This is a genomic window from Arthrobacter koreensis, from assembly GCF_035792275.1.
GTDB lineage: Bacteria > Actinomycetota > Actinomycetes > Actinomycetales > Micrococcaceae > Arthrobacter_B > Arthrobacter_B koreensis_A.
Map to the genome: position 1 here is coordinate 275,466 of NZ_JAMWKK010000004.1, position 15,835 is coordinate 291,300.

The window sequence follows — 15,835 nt, forward strand, 5'->3', positions numbered from 1 at the left end:
GGTTCTCCTTGGGTTTTCCGGTCTAGTCGAACACGATGACGCTGCGGGCACGTTCTCCGCGGCGCATGGCGTCAAACGCCTCGTTGACGTCGTCCAGCTTAATCCGGTGGGAGATCAGCCGGTCCACGGGCAGTTTGCCGGCCAGGTAGAGCTCCGCCAGCCGCGGGAAATCCCGGCCAGGCACGGTTGAACCGTAGTTGGAGCCGATCAGTGACTTGCCGCTTTCCGCCAACGCCAGCGCGTCGATGGATACCGGGGCATCCTGCGGGGGAAGGCCGACGATGACTGCCTTTCCTCCGGCGGTGATGAGCCAGGGCAGGGATTCGATGGTCTCCACCCGGCCGATCGCCTCGAACGCAAAGTCCGCTCCGGTACCGGTGATCTCCTGGACACGGGCAGCCAGGTCGGCGCCTGGCTTCAGCGTATGCGTGGCCCCGAAGCCGCGGGCGGCCTCGAGCTTCTCGTCGCTGAGATCGACGGCGATGATGGGGTTCGCGCCCACCAGGTTCAGCGCCATGATGATGGACAGCCCCACCCCGCCGGTGCCGATGACGACGGCGGACTGGCCGGCCTGGACAGCGGCGTCGTTCACTACGGAGCCGTAGCCGGTGGCGATGGAGCAGCCGATCAGGCTGGCGACGTCGAACGGCACCTCCGCAGGAACCTTGATCGCCGCCGATTCGGGGACAACGGTGTACTCGCTCATCGACCCGACGGAGAGGTAGGGGAAGACCCGGGTTCCGCCGTCGCTCAGCGCGGTGGTGCCGTCCGGCAGCAGGCATTCCTCGGAGCGGCTGCCGGTGCAGACGAAGGAGCGGCCCGACAGGCAGGCCGTGCACCGCCGGCACGGGTAGAACCAGGACAGGATCACATGGTCGCCCACGGCAACGTCTTCCACGCCTTCGCCGATGGCCTCCACGGTGCCGGCCCCCTCGTGGCCCATGACCGTGGGGGAGGGAAGCTGCCAGTCGCCGTCAAGCACATGCCGGTCGGAGCCGCAGACGCCGGAGGCTCCCAGGCGAACCAGCACCGTGCCGGGGCCCGGCGCGGCGATCTCGATGGTGCGGATGTCCAGTGCCGTTGACGTGCCGTCATGGACGGCTGCGCGGGTTTTACGGACGGAGGATGTCATGCGTGGTCCTTACTCTGGTGTGTTGCGGTGAAAGCTGGGACAGCGGGCGATGCCGGCCGGTCCTGGAAGCCGCCCAGGCCTCGCCGCCGGTAGGCCAGCGACGCGAGCACGTAGTAGACCGCGGCGGCCAGCAGGGCTGCCGGCAGGGACGCGGTGGTGTAGCTGAAGACCGGAAGCGTATCCAGGGTGACCGGGTTGTAGATCGCCAGGTAGAAAGCAGCCCCGGCGGCGACTGCGGCCAGGCCGGCCCAGTTGAGTCCGCCGGAGAAGTGGTAGCGGCTGGCGGAGCCTGGCCGGAAGATCTCCGGCAGGTTAATGTGCTGCCGGCGCATGACGAAGTAGTCGGCGATGATGGCACCGCACATGGCGGAGAGGAAAGCTCCGCTGATGGTCACGAAGACCATGAACTGGTCGTACATAAAGCCGGGGAAGAACGCCAGGATGGCCGGAAGGACAAAGAACCCCGCGCAGAGCAGCGGCCACGGTGTCTTCGCCAGCAGGCTTCCACTGGCCTGGCGCAGCGCCAGCACGGTCGAGTACACAATCGACGAGGTGCTGGTGATGTTCGCGAAGGCGATGAACAGCAGGATCGCCGCACCGAGGATTGGACCGCCAAAGGGCAGCATCCACACGGTGGGATCGGAGTCGCCGAGGGTAAGCGCGGCCCCCATGCCCACCATCTGGGCGATGATCGTGGCAACAAAAAGGCCTCCGTATGCCGGCCAGAGTGCTGCCTTGGGCGACTTGGTCAGCCTGGCCAGGGAACCCATGACCGGGTACCAGGAAACGCCCACGCCGGCGTTGAACTCCACGGCAAGCATGAAGTTCAGGCGTTCGTCCTCGAAGGGTGCCAGCGGGGCCGCGGTCAGCAGGGTCTCCCAGGAAGTGTTGAGGACCAGGAAGACCATCAGGCCGGCTGTGATGACCACCAGCCCGGGAGCGATGAATTTGTTGAACCGGCCGATCATGACCGGGCCGCGGGAGAGGATCCACCAGGCGGCCGCGATGGCCAGCAGCGCCACCGCCGTGACCATCACTGACTCGGGGCCGAAACCGGTGCCGAACGCTTCGTTGGAGACCTGGGTGACGGCGCGGCCCACCATGATGGAGAGCAGGGAAGACCAGCCCATCTCGGTGACCAGGATGACCGTGAAGACCAGGATGCCCACGCCCACCAGGCCGAACACGGGGCGCAGCATGGTGTACTGCTCGCCGCCGTGGCGCTGGCTGGAAACCACCGAAGCCAGCACCATAAAGGACAGTCCGATGGCGTTGCCGATCACCATTGCCGCCAGCCCCTGCTGGAAGCCGACGAGCAGGGCGGTGGACCCTCCGACCAGGAAGGCCCATGTGGCGATGGCCAGCGAGACGTTCACCCAGGTGAACTCCGCGCCGCTCCAGATGCGTTCACTCTTCAGCAGCGGAAAGGAGCCCAGGCTCGCCCCGCGTGAGTCATCCCGTTCAGCGGTGCGCTTGCCGCCGCTCACAGCAGAATCACCAGCAGGCCGAGCAGGCACAGCGCCGCGGCAGTGCCGGCGTAGGCGGCGAGCTCGCGGTTCGTCAGGGCCCGGCGCGACGGGTCCTGATGCTCATCTTCAGTTATGGTGCGCAGGCGGCGGGCGAGCTCATCACCGGGCGAAGTATTCGGGTCCACGTGTCTCCTCAATTCACAAAGACGAATAACCGAATGACATTCGGTTTGGTGATCATGGTTGTGCCTATCATGGGAAGAGTCAACGGTTTTTGTGATTGTGACCACCACATGACGTGGCGGGTGCACCACCGGACAGGAGCAAGAATGGCCCGCATAGCTGTGCTGCAGGCGGTGTCCCGCATGGGCGGCACCGGTGAGAATCTGGCACTGATCCGGCGCGCGGCAGTGCGCGCGGCTGAGGCGGGAGCAGACCTGCTGGTCACGCCCGAACTCTTCCCCTCCGGCTATGCGCCGGCACGCGCTGCGGAGTCCGACGGCGCGGGGCTGCGGAAGGAGCTTTCGGTGATCGCGGACGAGGAAGGCATCGGCGTCGTCGCATCCACCGTGGAAGACGAGGGCGGAACCCGGTTCATTTCCGCCTCGCTCTTTGACGAAACCGGGACGGAGCTGCTGCGCTACCGCAAGGCCCATCTCTTTGGGGATGAAGAACGCAGTGCATTCACACCCGGCGCCGGCATGCCCAGGGCCGTGGACTTCCGCGGCCTGCGCGTGGCGCTGGGCATCTGCTACGACATCGAGTTCCCGGAGTACGCCCGTTCGGCGGTCCGGGCAGGCGCTGACCTGCTGTGCATTCCGACGGCGGTGCCCGCCACCGGAGACGTAGGCGGGCCGCAACCCCTGCATACCTACAACGCCGAACGGATTTCAACACTGCTGGTGCCGGCCCGCGCGCTGGAGAACGGGGTTTACATTGCGTATGCAAACCACTCCGGCCCCGGTTTCACCGGCAACAGTGTCATCGCTTCGCCGTACGGCACCCTGCTGGCAGCTGCGGCAGCGGACGGAGAAGAGCTGCTGCTGACGGACATTCACCCGGACGAGGTGCAGCGTGCCCGGCGCATCAATACCTACGCCCAGGACATGCGTCCGGAGCTGTACCGGTAGGGCTGGCCGAATTAGGGGCTGGCAGGTCCATGCTGACATAATGTTGGCAAACCCCCTTCGGAAGGCGGCATTGCTCCATGACTCCCCGCAAGCTGTTCACTACACTGGCCTTCGCCGAGGCCGTGACGTGGACGCTCCTGATCGCGGCCCTGGTGGCCAAGTACGCGTTCGGCAACGAAGCGTTTACCCCGGTTGCCGGCGGACTGCACGGCTTTGTGTTCCTGTCCTACGCCGCCGTGACCGTGTTCGTCTGGGTCAACCAGAAGTGGTCGGCAGCGACCGGCGTGCTGGGCGTGGCGCTCGCCGTCGTTCCCTGGGCCACCATCCCGTTCGAAAAGTCCCTCGATAAGCGCGGACTGCTCGACGGCGGCTGGCGGCTGGGTCCGGGCGGCGAGGAACCCAAGAACTTCGTGGACAAGGTCCAGGCCCTGGTGCTGCGCCGGCCAGTGGCCGCCGCGCTGGTTGCCGTGGCCGGAGTCGCCGTCGTCTTTTCCATCCTGCTTTATCTCGGTCCGCCCATCCCCAAGGGATAGGCACTTAGCCGGATGCGCACCGGCGGTTCCCCTCGGGGAGCCGCCGGTGCGTTTTTTGTGCGCGGCTGGCTCTAGGCCGGCGTGAAATCCTTCGCGTTGGCCAGCACCGGGAGGCGTTCGCGGACCTCCGCCGGAATGGCGGGATCCAGGTCGTAGACGGCCAGTCCGGGCGCTTCACCGAGGGAGGCCAGTGTTTCGCCCAGCGGTGAGATGACGGCACTGTGCCCGACGCCGGTGGGTGCGGTTCCGGTCCGGGCCCGGCCGAGGGAAGCCGGGTCGCCCTGGCCGCAGGCGAGGACATAAGAGGTGCTGTCCAGCGCGCGGGCCCGGACCAGCAGGTCCCACTGCTCGGTCTTCCCGGGACCGGCGCCCCATGAGGCACACACGATATTTACGTCTGCACCGGCCCGCGCGTTGGCGGTAAAGAGCGCCGGGAAACGCACGTCGTAGCAGGTGGCCAGGCCAAACGTCAGGCCCCCGTGGCTGAACGTTACCGGCGCCTCGCCGCCGTCGACGGCATCGGACTCGGCGAAGCCGAAGGCATCAAACAGGTGGATCTTGTCGTAGGACGTCTCGGTGCCGGGGCCGGTCACCAGGAGGGTGTTGCGAACCCGGCCCCCGCTGCCCGGTGTGAACATGCCGGCCACAATCGTGATACCGAGGTCCGCGGCAAGTGTCCGGACGGAGGAGGCCCACGGTCCGTCCAGGGGCTCGGCCACGGACTCCAGGGGGTTGCCGAAGGCGCACATGGCCGCTTCCGGGAACACCACCAGGCCGGCGCCGGCGGCTTTGGCCTGTTCTGCGTAGTCACGGATCAGCTCAAGGTTGGAGGCCGGTTTGGAACTGCTGATAACTTGGGCGAGCGCAATGCGCATGGGAATCCCTTTCCTTGTGTATACATAATGTATGCCTAAAACTACGGGGACCGCTGCGTCCAGCCGCGAAAAAGCCTATGCCTATCTGCGGGAGAACATCCTGGTTGACCCGGCCCGCCAGGGGAGTTTCCTCAATGAGCAGGAGCTGGCGGCTGAAATCGGCGTCTCCCGGACTCCCGTCCGTGAAGCGCTCCTGCTCCTGGTGGCGGACGGGCTGGTGGAGCTGATTCCGCAGCGTGGTGCCTACGTTCCCGCGGTCACCGGCCGGCAGATTTCCGAGCTGATGGAACTGCGCGGTGTGCTGGAACGCCACGCCGCTGTCCACACCATCGGTGCCGGCACCGTCCCCGGCGACGCCATGGCATCCACCCTGCAGGAACAGGCGGGACTGCCGGATCTGCTTGACGCTGAGAGTGCCCGCGAGTTCATCCGGCTTGATGCCGCCTTCCACCAGCTCCTGGTGGACGCAGTGGGGAATGAACTGATTTCCCGAACCTACGCCAAGCTCCACGTCCGGCAGGTCCTTGTGGGCGTGGAAGCACTTTTCCGCACTTCCGGACGCCGGCGCCAGGTGTGCGGTGAGCACCAGGAGATCCTCGATGCGCTCGTCGCAGGGGACGCCGGCGCGGCGCAGGAGGCCATCAGCCGCCACCTGGACGTGACGCTGGGCCTCCTGCTGCGCGGCTAGATCTTTTCGGTCTCGAGCATGGTGCGGTATTCCTCATCTTCAGTGCCGTGCGGGTCGCGTCCCAGCGCGAGGCCGATCAGCGTGAGCACGCCGGCGACGCCCACGTAGGCGGCAACCGGCACCCAGCTGCCAAACTCGCTGAGCAGGAGGGTGAACATCAGTGGTGCGATTGCACCGCCGATCACGCCCGCGAACGTGTAGGCCAGCGAGCTGCCCGTCGAACGAAGCCGCGGAGAGAACTGCTCGACGACGAAGGCCGCCTGCGGTCCGTACATAAATGAGTGGCAGGTCAAGCCGAGCACGATTCCGATGATCAGCACTGCCTGGTTGTTGCTGCCAAGCGCGCCGAAGAAGATGAACGTCCAGGCCGCTCCCAGCACCGCCGCTGCAGCGTAGACCAGCCGCCGGTTGATCCGGTCCGACACCGCTCCCGCAAGGGGGATGGTGATGAGCTGGAAGGCAGAGCCGATCAGGACGGCCGTGAGCACCTGGTTGCGCTCGTAGCCCAGGAACTGGATGCCGTAGGTCAGCGTGAAGACGGTGAAGAGCGCGTAGAGCACGTCCGGTCCAACCCGGCTCAGGATGGCCGCGATGAGGGGGCGCAGCTGGGTGGTCAGTACTTCCTTGACCGGTGCCTGGGGTCGGTCGCCGTGGGCCTCGATTGCCTTGAAGACCGGGGTGTCCTCGAGCTTCAGGCGGATCCAGAGTCCGAATCCAACCAGGACGGCGGAGAACAGGAAGGCGATGCGCCAGCCGTAGCTGATAAAGGCATCCTCGGACATGGCAACGGTGAGGATGGCCAGGGCGCCGTTCGCCATCAGGTTGCCGGCAGGCGGGCCAACCTGGGCAGCCGAGGCCCAGAACCCGCGCCGTTTCGGATCGCCGTATTCGCTGGAGAGCAGGACGGCGCCGCCCCATTCGCCGCCCACGCCCACTCCCTGAGCGAACCGCAGCAGCACCAGGATCAGGGGCGCGGCGATGCCGAGAGTGCCGTAGCCGGGGAGGATGCCGATCAGCACCGTTGCAACACCAATGATCATCAGCGTTGCGACCAGCACCTTCTTCCTGCCGATGCGGTCGCCGAGCCGGCCAAAGACCACTCCGCCCACCGGACGGGAGACGTAGCCGACGGCGTAGGTGGAGAACGCGAGGATGGTTCCCGTCAGCGGATCCGAGGACGGGAAAAAGATGATCGGAAAGACAACGGCTGCGGCGGCGGAGTACACCGCGAAGTCATACCACTCAAGGGCAGTGCCCGTGAGGCTGGCGGCAAAGGCCTTGTAGAGGCCTGCGGGCTTCTCCGGCGTGGGCGGTTTCGGCGGCCGGCTGGCGCCGGGTGCGGGGCTGGTTGTCACGTTGTGGGACCTCCGGGGTATGGGCGGCAGTGATGCGGGCCACTTGTGTGGACGATGTATACATTACGCATACTTGATGTAGATTGGCGAGGGTTTCCATTTCCGGTTTGTTAAATCTCTTTTCCGAAGGGCCACATCATGACACTGCTGAATTTTGAACTTCCGGACGGTACCGCTGTTGCCGTGGACGTCAAGCACCTGCTGAATGCCGGCTACGCGGGCCGGGAACAGGACGAAGTCCAGGCGCACATCAAGGAGTTGGCAGAGCTGGGTGTCCCCGGCCCGTCCGTGACCCCGGCCCTATACCCGGTCTCCCCGTACCTCGCCCAGCAGGTCGGGGAAGTCAGCGTGCAGCACGGCAAGACTTCGGGAGAGGCAGAATGGGCGCTGGTTATCAGCGACGCCGGAACCCTGCTCACCGTGGCCTGCGACCACACGGACCGGAACCTTGAAGTCCACGGCGTGGCCTGGAGCAAGAACGCCAGCCCGGATGTCCTCGGCCGCCGCGCCTGGCGGCTGGACGACGTTCGGGACCACCTGGACGAGATCACGCTGAAAGCCTGGGTGGGTGCGGGCGAGGAGCCGGACACGCTGATCCAGGACAGCTCCCTGGCCGCCCTGCTGACGCCGGACTACTGGCTGGGAATCCTGGCCGAACGCGGCCTGGACAAGCCCGGAACCGTCCTGATTTCCGGAACCGTCGCCATGTTGCACGGTGTGGACCAGTTTGCCCGCAGCTGGAAGGTCGAAATGTCCGATCCGGTCACCGGCGACGTCCTCTCACTGAGCTACGGCGTGCGCCGGATGGCAGAACCGATCGGCTGACCTCCGCAGGCAGGGCACGGCCGGCAGCACCCTCTGGGCGGCCGTGCCCGCATGCCCGTATGCCAGGATGCCCGTGCGTCCGCACGCCGCGGGCAGCTGCCGTCCACCGGCGTCGTGCACCCATGTCACGGACCGCACCGCGGGACGCCGGGGCTGGCAGGATAGGCGCATGGCCAAACCGTTTACCCTGGTGCAGCTGCGGTACTTCTCGGCAGTGGCGGCGGCAGAGAGCATGACCGCCGCATCCCGGGAACTCAATGTCACCCAGTCCGCGCTCTCTGCGGCGATCTCGCAGCTCGAGAGGGACCTCGACGTCCAGCTCTTTATCCGTGGCCGCCAGCGGGGAATGCGGCTCACCGCTCCGGGCCGGCAGTTTGCCAAGGACCTGGCACCGTTCCTGGAAGAAGCCGATGCGCTGTATGAAGCGGCGCGCGGCTACTCGGAGGTGCTCACCGGTGAGCTGCGCGTGGGGGTCTTCGCTCCGCTGGCACCCTTCCGCGCCCCGGTGATCCTCCAGGCCTTCGAAACGGCCCACCCGGAAGTGCAGATCTCCTTCCTGGAAGGGGACCAGGAGTACCTGCGCCGCTCGCTGCTGGAAGGCGAATGCGAACTCGCGCTGATGTACGGCCTGGGACTGGATGAAGGCTTCACCACCAAAGTGGTGGAGCGGATAACCGCCCACGTGCTCGTTGCGGAGTGCCACCCGCTCGCCGCGAGCCCGGACGGCGAGGTGTCCCTGGCGCAGCTCGAAGACGAACCGATGATCCTGCTGGACCTGCCGCACACCCGCGAATATTTCATGAGCCTGTTTGCCGCCGCCGGGGTGCGGCCGAAGATCCGCCACCGTGCCTCCGGCTACGAAACGGTACGGTCTTTCGTCGGCCGCGGGCACGGCTACTCCGTGCTGAACCAGCGGCTTCACCATGACCAGACCTACGCCGGCGGCAGGGTTGTTCCCCTTCGCCTGACCGATGACGTACCCGGGATCGAAGTAATGCTGGTCCGCCCGGCCGGCGTCCGCCCCACCCGGCGCGCCCTGGCTTTCGAAGCAGTCTGCGGACGGCTTTACGGCGCGGGGAACTGATCCTCGCATCGGAAATATCGATCGAAGCCTTCATAAACATCAACTGGACATCTGTGACGCAGGTCACCAGAGTGGAGCCATCATCATCTCTGCCCTGCCGGCAGGTGGCCGTGGATCCCCGCAACGACGCGGAGATCGCGGCCGCTGACCGGCGCTGACCCCCAGGAGTGCAGTTGAACAGTTCAGAACCACGTTTCCGCGGTGTAACACAGTCCGCGGAGCCCGGACCGGCCGCGGGAAACCCTGCCGACACAAGGTCCAGCCAGACGTTACGTTCCGGAAACCGCGGGCAACGGCGCCTAAACCCGGGATGCGTACGGTGGCACTCATGACTACGAACGAAGTGACTCAGCACGACACCAGTGTCCAGTCCGCTCCGGCGGAAGGTGCCAAGCCCCGCATTACAGGCATGCAGAAGCGTGTCCTGGCCGGCGGCAGCGTTGGCCAGTTCATCGAGTTCTACGACTTCGCCCTCTACGGCCTCTCCGCCGTGGTTCTCTCGCAGCTCTTCTTCCCCAGCGAAAGCGCCTTCATCGGGCTGCTGTCCACCTTCGCCACCTTCGGCGTCGCCTTCCTGATCCGGCCGCTCGGCGGCCTGTTCTTCGGTGCCCTGGGCGACAAGATCGGCCGGCGAAGGGTCCTCTACATCACGCTTGTGTCCATCGGTGCGGCGACCGCCGCCATCGGCCTGCTTCCCACCTACGCCACCATCGGTGCCCTGGCTCCGGCCCTGCTGGTGCTTTGCCGCCTGGTCCAGGGTTTCTCGGCCGGCGGCGAGTCGGTTGGGGCGCCGTCGTTTGTCTTTGAACACGCACCGGCAAACCGCCGCGGCTTCTGGCTGAACATCACCCTCGCCGCGACAGCGCTGCCCTCCGTAGTTGCCGGAACGCTGATCCTGATCCTGAGCCAGTCGATGAGCGACGCCGACTTCCAGAGCTGGGGCTGGCGCATTCCGTTCCTGCTGGCGCTGCCGCTGTCCCTGTTCGGTCTCTGGATCCGCGCCAAGACCGAAGAAAGCGAAGTCTTCAAGGCAGTCCTGGCCAAGAACGAGACCAAGGAATACAGCCCCATCCGCGAGACCTTCCGCACCAACAAGGTCCGCATGCTGCAGGTCATCTTCGTCATGGGCCTCACCGCCATGGGCTTCTACTTCCTCTCCGGATACTTCGTCTCCTACGTCCAGACCACCGGAAACCTCAGCCGTGACCAGTCGCTGCTCGCCAACGCGGCAGCCATGGCGTTCTACGCACTGCTCCTGCCAATCGGCGGAATCATCGGCGACCGGGTAGGCCGCAAGCCCATGCTGATTGCCGGCTCGGCAGCACTGGCCGTCTTCGCGGTTCCCTGCTTCATGCTGGTGACCAGCGGCGTCCTGGGACTCGCCATTCTGGGCCAGCTGCTCTTCGTCATTCCGCTCTGCATCTACGGCGGCGGCTGCTACACGTTCTTCGTGGAAATCTTCACCACCAAGACCCGCTTTACCTCCGCAGCCATCAGCTACAACGTTGCCTACGCCATCTTCGGCGGGACCGCGCCGTTCGTCGGCACCGCCCTGGTTGCCGCGACGGACGTGGCGTACTCGCCCGGCTTCTACATGAGTGCCGCAGCCGTGATCGTGCTCCTGCTGCTCACACTCACACGGGTTCCGGAAACCCGCGGCCGCATGGGCTGATCGGGCCTGCACTGCCGCACGGACCGCACCACCCGCCTGACTCAAAGGAAAGAACCATGACTTCACCCCAGGCCTTCCTGAAGGATTTCCACGACGTCGCCGCCATTGGCGCCACCGAAGCCAACGGCGTCGACCGGCAAGCAGCCACCGCTGAAGACAAGCAGACCAGGGACTGGTTTGCCGCCTACGCCGAGGCCCGCGGCTGGGAGGTGCGCGTGGACGGGATCGGCAACATGTTCGCGCTGATCGAGCTGGTTCCCGGCGCACCGTACGTCCTGGTTGGCTCCCACCTGGACAGCCAGCCGCTGGGCGGCCGGTTCGACGGCGCGTACGGCGTGATCGCCGGCCTGCACGCAGCGTCCCGGATCACCGAACGCCTGCAGGCTGCCGGCGGGACACCGGTCTTCAACCTGGCGGCCGTGAACTGGTTCAACGAGGAAGGCGGGCGGTTCGCGCCGTCCATCATGGGCAGTTCCGTGTTCGCCGGGCTCATGGACGAGGACGCCATGCTGCAGGTCCGCGACCTCGCCGGCGTCTCCGTCCAGGAAGCACTCTCCGGCATCGGCTACCTCGGTACGGATCCGCGGCCGGAGGTGGCCAGCTACGCGGAGATCCATATTGAGCAGGGCCGGATCCTGGAGCGCGAGCAGCTGCCGCTGGGCGCCGTCGACTATTCCTGGTACACCCAGAAGCTGGACATTGAGGTGCTCGGCGAACAGTCGCACACCGGGGCAACTGCCATGGCAGACCGCCATGATGCCCTGGTGGCGGCGTCCAAAGTGGTTCTGCTCGTCCACGACGTGACGAAGAAGTTCGCCGAGGAAGCGCTGGTGTCCTCGGTTGGCCGGATGACGCTGGAGCCGAACTCACCGATCGTCGTCGCCCGCCGGGTCCACCTCGTCGCAGACCTGCGCTCAGCGTCGCCGGAAATCGTGAGCGAAGCCCGGGCGTCACTGCTGGCGGACATTGATGCGATCGCCCGGGAACATGACATCACCATCAACGTGAACGATTTCGATATCCGCGGGATCCAGTACTACCCGGAAGAAGGCCTCGAGCTGGCAGAAAAGGTCGCGGCCGAGCTGGGACTGGGAATCCGGAGAATCCAGACCATGGCCGGCCACGATTCCGTGGCGCTGAACCGCATCGCCCCCACGGTCATGATGTTCATCCCCTCGGTGGACGGCGTCTCGCACTGCGAACGCGAATTCACCCGTGACGAGGACATGGTTGCCGGACTGGACGCGCTCACCGAGCTCGGCTGGAAGCTGGTACACGGCGCCCTGACGGACCAGGCCACGGGGCCGGCGGCATGAGTGCAGCTGTGACCGGCCGAACGGATGCGGCGCCGCGCACGCCGCTGCACTACCTCGACGCCGTTGCGGCGCTGAGGCTGTTCCGGAGCGGGAACCTCTCGCCGGTGGAACTGCTCCAGTCCGTCATGGACCGCACGGAGGCCGCTAACCCGGCGGTGAACGCGCTCACCGAGACAATGTTCGACGACGCGATGCTGCTGGCGCGGGAAGCGGAAGCCGAGTACGGGCGGGGAGGAGACACCTCAGACCGCCCGCTCCTGGGACTGCCCGTGGTGACCAAAGAGAAGCACGGCCTTGCCGGACGCAGCTTCACCCAGGGGCTGCTCTCCCATACGGGGCGGACGGCAACTGCCGACCATCCCGTGGTGGAACGCATCCGTGCGGCAGGCGGAATCGTGCACGCCCGCAGCACGTCGCCGGAGTTCAGCTGCGCCACGGTGACCCACAGTCCCATGTGGGGTGTGACGCGCAATCCCTGGAACCCTGAGCGGTCTCCGGGCGGATCCTCCGGCGGTGCGGGAGCCGCATTGGCGGCCGGGCTGGCTCCGCTGGCAACGGCGTCGGACATCGCGGGTTCAACCCGGCTGCCCGCCGCCTTCACCGGCACCGTGGGATACAAGGCCCCGTACGGAAGGATTCCCGGGCTGGCACCGCTTTCCGCCGACTGGTACCGGGGAGACGGACCCATGGCACGCACCGTTGCGGATACCGCACTGCTGGCCAATGTGATGTCCGGCCGGCACCCGGGGGACCACGCTTCCTACGGCGGACCGGGCACGCTGCCGCTGGACTATCCCGACGCCGGGAATGTGGCCGGGCTTCGGGTGGCGCTGTGCCTGCGGCTGGGGACCTACCCGCTGGATGATGCCGTCGAAGCCAATACCCGGGCCGTCGCGGCGGCACTGCAGGCAGCCGGAGCCGTGGTGGAGGAAGTAGTTCTTCCCTGGACGACCGCCGGCATCCGGGACACCATCTTCACCCACTTTGGCCACATCCTGGGACCTGCCATGGAGGCCGCCACCGCGGGCGACCAGGAATCACTCGCCGCCTACACCCGCCGTTTCATGGCCGATGCCCGTGCCGCGGCGCAGCGCAGCTCCCTCGTGGAGGGCCTGGAAGCCGAAGCGAAAATGCAGGCTGAGCTGGCCGCTGCGATGGACGGCTTCGACATACTTCTCTGCCCCACCTCGGGAGCCGGTTCGCTGGCCGCGGATGCGGACTACCTGGACGGGATCTCAGTGGCCGGAACCCGGTTGCAGCATTACTGGGAGGCCCACCTCACGGCGCCGTTCAACATCACCAACCGCTGCCCGGTCCTGGCGGTGCCGTCCGGTTTCGGTGCTGACGGCGTGCCCACCGGCGTGCAGCTGGTGGGGCATCCCTTCGAGGAGGAATCCGTGTTCCGTGCCGGTGCAGCCGTCGAGGTGCTCCGGCCCTGGGCGGGACGGTACCCGCAGCTCTAGGGCGGCGTAGCCTGCTGCGGCGTCGATCCCTCCGGTTTGGGATGTCCCTCGGGTTAGGGACGTCCCTCCGGTTCGGGATGTCCCTCCGGTTTGGGACTTGTGCCGGGTCTGATCGCTCCGGGTTGGGGCATGCCTCCGGTTTGGGCGCCGTGCGAGGGGCTTGATCCCTCCGGTTTGGGACGTCCCTTCGGTTTGGGACTTCAAACCGGGTGCCGATCCCTCCGGTTTGGGACAAGCCTGCCAGATTGGGACTTTCCCGCGCGGCGCCGTGGCAGGTATGTCCCGAACCGGCAGGGAAGTCCCAAAGTGGAGGAAGCTCGTGCCTACGCGAGGCCTAAGCGAGGCTCAGGCGCCTCGTCCTGGACGCCAACCCGGAACGCTGCCCAGATCCGGAACGCCGCCCAGGACTAGGCCCAGCTCAGTCAGGCCCCGGCTCGGAAGTGTCCGGGCCAACACCCCGCCGGCAGGATGCGGCTCGGAATACTGTCCGGGCGCGCCACACGCCGCCGGCATGCGCGCTGGAATATACCGGGACACACCGCTCAGCCGTGCCGCACGCCGTCCCCGGCCAGCACCGCCCGGTAGCCTTCCCGGAACGTCGGGTAAGTGAACTCGAATCCGGTGGAACGCAGCCGGGCGTTGGACAGGCGCCGGTTTCCGCCGCGGGTCGACCGGCCGGGTTCACCGGCAGACAGCTCCGTCCCGAGCTCACCGGCCAGGAACGCCAGCACCTCGCGCTGCTCCACCGGTTCGTTGTCGACGCCCAGGTAGACGGGAACGGGGTCAGCGGCGACTGTGGTCAGGTGGACAATTGCCGCGGCGGCGTCGTCCCGGTGGATCCGGTTGGTCAGCTGCCCCGGCCCGGGATCAGGCGCTCCGGCGCGGACCTGGTCAATCAGCCGGGTGCGCCCGGGCCCGTAAATGCCGGCCAGCCGCAGCACAACCGCATCAGGACGGCGTGAATGCAGCAGGTCCTCGGCCTCACGGATGACGGCGCCGGTCACCGACGCGGGCGCGGTAGGGGAGTCTTCATCCAGCCAGCCTCCCGCGGCGTCCCCGTACACGGCGGTGGAGGAGACAAACAGGATCCGCCGCGGCCGAACGCCGTCGCGCTCCAGGGCAGCCAGGACATTGGCCGTGCCGTCGACGTAGGCGGACCGGTAGGCATCCTCGGTGCGTTCCCGGGCGGCCGTTGAAATCACCACGATTTCAGTGTCGGCCGGAACAGCGGGCAGCTCGCCGGTCAGGTCGGCGCGCTGGCCGGACAGGGGAGCGGGAATCTTCTCGGGGGAACGGCGCCAGCCCAGCACGGAAAAGCCGGCCGCGGCGAACCGCAGGCCGGCTTCCGTGCCCAGGTCGCCGCAGCCGGCAATCAGGACAGTCATGGCTTTAGTCTGCCAAAGATCCGGTGGGGCCGGACATTAGTCCGGCAGGGACGCGAGCACCTGGCGGGCCACGTCAACACTGGACTGCGGGTTCTGGCCGGTGATCAGGTTGCCGTCCGTGACCACGAAGCTTTCCCACGCCGGACCGGCGTCCACGATGGCACCCTTTTCCGCCAGGGCATCGGCAACCATCCAGGGGGTGTTCTCGCCGGTTCCGCCGTTCAGTTCCTCTTCGTTGGTGAAGACGGTGAGCCGGCGGCCGGAGAACGCGAACCCGGTTTCGGGGGTTTCGGCGCTGAGCAGTGCTGCCGGGCCGTGGCAGAACGGGGCGATCAGCATGCCTGCGTCGTTCGCGGCAATCAGGATCCGTCCCATGTCCCAGTCGGTGGCCAGATCCGCCATGGGGCCGTGCCCGCCCGGGATCACGACGGCGTCGTACTCCAGGGGCGCGACGTCGGCCAGTGCCATGGGCGAGCTGAGTTCCGGACGCAGTTCCTCCAGGTAGGCCTTCAGTGCGGCCGCCTTTTCTTCGCCGCCGGCCTGGTCGGGCTGCAGGCTGATCTGGTCCACGGTGGGGGCCTTGGCGCCTGGGGTGGCGAAGGTGATGCGGTGCCCGGCTTCGAGCAGGGTGCGGTGCGATTCAACCAGTTCTTCGGCCCAGAAGCCGGTGGGGTGCTTGGAGCCGTCCTTCATGGTGAGGGAATCGGCGGCGGAGACAACCATCAGGATGTTGTTCATGGAGGGTCCTTCCTTTGTGGGTGTAGGCGGCGGGAGCCAGGCGGCTAGCTGTACTGAGACAGCACGTTAGTTACACCGGGTGATGGGTGCTTTGCCTCCGAGGCTGCTGTGTGGGCGTTGGTGGTTGTAGAAGTCTAGCCACGGTTGCAGGGCATCGGTGCGGGCTTGGT

Annotated in this window: 16 protein-coding genes; 8 read left to right on the forward strand and 8 right to left on the reverse strand. The window is 66.6% G+C overall.

Annotation, left to right across the window (positions count from 1 at the left end; translation table 11 throughout):
• Positions 1 to 22: 22 nt before the first annotated feature.
• From NGB94_RS06215 to NGB94_RS06225, 3 genes are read right to left on the reverse strand one after another with little or no spacing between them, the layout of a single operon-like run.
• Positions 23 to 1,132, reverse strand: coding sequence for a Zn-dependent alcohol dehydrogenase (locus NGB94_RS06215; RefSeq protein WP_325789741.1), 1,110 nt, complete (start codon positions 1,130 to 1,132; stop codon positions 23 to 25).
• Entirely contained in the window at positions 1,129 to 2,619 is a 1,491-nt protein-coding gene (locus NGB94_RS06220; protein WP_325789742.1) for a cytosine permease, read from the reverse strand. Before NGB94_RS06220 ends, NGB94_RS06215 begins: the two co-directional genes overlap by 4 nt.
• Complete coding sequence (locus NGB94_RS06225) at positions 2,616 to 2,786, reverse strand: hypothetical protein (RefSeq protein ID WP_325789743.1); 171 nt, start codon at positions 2,784 to 2,786, stop codon at positions 2,616 to 2,618. The genes NGB94_RS06220 and NGB94_RS06225 overlap by 4 nt, the downstream gene beginning before the upstream one ends.
• 144 nt (positions 2,787 to 2,930) lie before the next feature.
• On the opposite strand from NGB94_RS06225, the gene NGB94_RS06230 reads away from it, so the two are divergent.
• Complete coding sequence (locus NGB94_RS06230) at positions 2,931 to 3,731, forward strand: nitrilase-related carbon-nitrogen hydrolase (protein ID WP_325789744.1); 801 nt, start codon at positions 2,931 to 2,933, stop codon at positions 3,729 to 3,731.
• Between the two features lie 77 nt (positions 3,732 to 3,808).
• Positions 3,809 to 4,264, forward strand: a complete 456-nt coding sequence (locus NGB94_RS06235; RefSeq protein ID WP_325789745.1) for a DUF3817 domain-containing protein — start codon at positions 3,809 to 3,811, stop codon at positions 4,262 to 4,264.
• A 71-nt stretch (positions 4,265 to 4,335) separates the two neighbouring features.
• On the opposite strand, the gene NGB94_RS06240 is transcribed toward NGB94_RS06235, so the two are convergent.
• On the reverse strand, positions 4,336 to 5,139 hold the full coding sequence (locus NGB94_RS06240) for a carbon-nitrogen hydrolase family protein (RefSeq protein WP_325789746.1): 804 nt from the start codon (positions 5,137 to 5,139) through the stop codon (positions 4,336 to 4,338).
• Positions 5,140 to 5,170: 31 nt separating this feature from the next.
• Between NGB94_RS06240 and NGB94_RS06245 the strand changes: the two genes are divergently transcribed.
• Entirely contained in the window at positions 5,171 to 5,827 is a 657-nt protein-coding gene (locus tag NGB94_RS06245; protein ID WP_325789747.1) for a GntR family transcriptional regulator, read from the forward strand.
• On the opposite strand, the gene NGB94_RS06250 is transcribed toward NGB94_RS06245, so the two are convergent.
• Positions 5,824 to 7,182 carry an MFS transporter gene (locus NGB94_RS06250; RefSeq protein WP_325789748.1) on the reverse strand — a complete coding sequence of 453 codons (1,359 nt, stop codon included), beginning with the start codon at positions 7,180 to 7,182 and terminating at the stop codon, positions 5,824 to 5,826. The two genes, NGB94_RS06245 and NGB94_RS06250, sit on opposite strands and share 4 nt — an antisense overlap.
• Positions 7,183 to 7,320: 138 nt before the next feature.
• Between NGB94_RS06250 and NGB94_RS06255 the strand changes: the two genes are divergently transcribed.
• The 5 genes from NGB94_RS06255 to NGB94_RS06275 all read left to right on the forward strand — a co-directional run bounded on the left by NGB94_RS06255 (position 7,321) and on the right by NGB94_RS06275 (position 13,542).
• Positions 7,321 to 8,007: a DUF2848 domain-containing protein gene (locus NGB94_RS06255; RefSeq protein WP_325789749.1), complete on the forward strand. Its 687-nt coding sequence runs from the start codon at positions 7,321 to 7,323 to the stop codon at positions 8,005 to 8,007.
• 169 nt (positions 8,008 to 8,176) lie between these two features.
• Positions 8,177 to 9,091 (forward strand): LysR family transcriptional regulator, encoded by a 915-nt coding sequence (locus tag NGB94_RS06260; RefSeq protein ID WP_325789750.1) that lies wholly within the window; start codon positions 8,177 to 8,179, stop codon positions 9,089 to 9,091.
• 328 nt (positions 9,092 to 9,419) lie between these two features.
• Positions 9,420 to 10,763, forward strand: a complete 1,344-nt coding sequence (locus NGB94_RS06265; RefSeq protein ID WP_325789751.1) for an MFS transporter — start codon at positions 9,420 to 9,422, stop codon at positions 10,761 to 10,763.
• Positions 10,764 to 10,819: 56 nt separating this feature from the next.
• Positions 10,820 to 12,079: a M20 family metallo-hydrolase gene (locus NGB94_RS06270; protein WP_325789752.1), complete on the forward strand. Its 1,260-nt coding sequence runs from the start codon at positions 10,820 to 10,822 to the stop codon at positions 12,077 to 12,079.
• Positions 12,076 to 13,542: an amidase gene (locus tag NGB94_RS06275; protein ID WP_325789753.1), complete on the forward strand. Its 1,467-nt coding sequence runs from the start codon at positions 12,076 to 12,078 to the stop codon at positions 13,540 to 13,542. The genes NGB94_RS06270 and NGB94_RS06275 overlap by 4 nt, the downstream gene beginning before the upstream one ends.
• Before the next feature lie 542 nt (positions 13,543 to 14,084).
• On the opposite strand, the gene NGB94_RS06280 is transcribed toward NGB94_RS06275, so the two are convergent.
• From NGB94_RS06280 to NGB94_RS06290, 3 genes are all read right to left on the reverse strand, one after another.
• On the reverse strand, positions 14,085 to 14,927 hold the full coding sequence (locus tag NGB94_RS06280) for an SDR family oxidoreductase (RefSeq protein WP_325789754.1): 843 nt from the start codon (positions 14,925 to 14,927) through the stop codon (positions 14,085 to 14,087).
• Positions 14,928 to 14,963: 36 nt separating this feature from the next.
• Entirely contained in the window at positions 14,964 to 15,665 is a 702-nt protein-coding gene (locus NGB94_RS06285; protein WP_325789755.1) for a type 1 glutamine amidotransferase domain-containing protein, read from the reverse strand.
• A 66-nt stretch (positions 15,666 to 15,731) separates the two neighbouring features.
• Positions 15,732 to 15,815, reverse strand: a complete 84-nt coding sequence (locus NGB94_RS06290) for an integrase core domain-containing protein (RefSeq protein WP_418910588.1) — start codon at positions 15,813 to 15,815, stop codon at positions 15,732 to 15,734.
• Between the last annotated feature and the right edge of the window lie 20 nt (positions 15,816 to 15,835).

Coding starts and splice junctions, on each gene's coding strand:
- NGB94_RS06215 (WP_325789741.1), bottom strand. CDS start 1,132: ATGACATCCTCCGTCCGTAAAACCCGCGCAGCCGTCCATGACGGCACG.
- NGB94_RS06270 (WP_325789752.1), top strand. CDS start 10,820: ATGACTTCACCCCAGGCCTTCCTGAAGGATTTCCACGACGTCGCCGCC.
- NGB94_RS06255 (WP_325789749.1), top strand. CDS start 7,321: ATGACACTGCTGAATTTTGAACTTCCGGACGGTACCGCTGTTGCCGTG.
- NGB94_RS06240 (WP_325789746.1), bottom strand. CDS start 5,139: ATGCGCATTGCGCTCGCCCAAGTTATCAGCAGTTCCAAACCGGCCTCC.
- NGB94_RS06285 (WP_325789755.1), bottom strand. CDS start 15,665: ATGAACAACATCCTGATGGTTGTCTCCGCCGCCGATTCCCTCACCATG.
- NGB94_RS06265 (WP_325789751.1), top strand. CDS start 9,420: ATGACTACGAACGAAGTGACTCAGCACGACACCAGTGTCCAGTCCGCT.
- NGB94_RS06235 (WP_325789745.1), top strand. CDS start 3,809: ATGACTCCCCGCAAGCTGTTCACTACACTGGCCTTCGCCGAGGCCGTG.
- NGB94_RS06245 (WP_325789747.1), top strand. CDS start 5,171: ATGCCTAAAACTACGGGGACCGCTGCGTCCAGCCGCGAAAAAGCCTAT.
- NGB94_RS06230 (WP_325789744.1), top strand. CDS start 2,931: ATGGCCCGCATAGCTGTGCTGCAGGCGGTGTCCCGCATGGGCGGCACC.
- NGB94_RS06280 (WP_325789754.1), bottom strand. CDS start 14,927: ATGACTGTCCTGATTGCCGGCTGCGGCGACCTGGGCACGGAAGCCGGC.
- NGB94_RS06260 (WP_325789750.1), top strand. CDS start 8,177: ATGGCCAAACCGTTTACCCTGGTGCAGCTGCGGTACTTCTCGGCAGTG.
- NGB94_RS06275 (WP_325789753.1), top strand. CDS start 12,076: ATGAGTGCAGCTGTGACCGGCCGAACGGATGCGGCGCCGCGCACGCCG.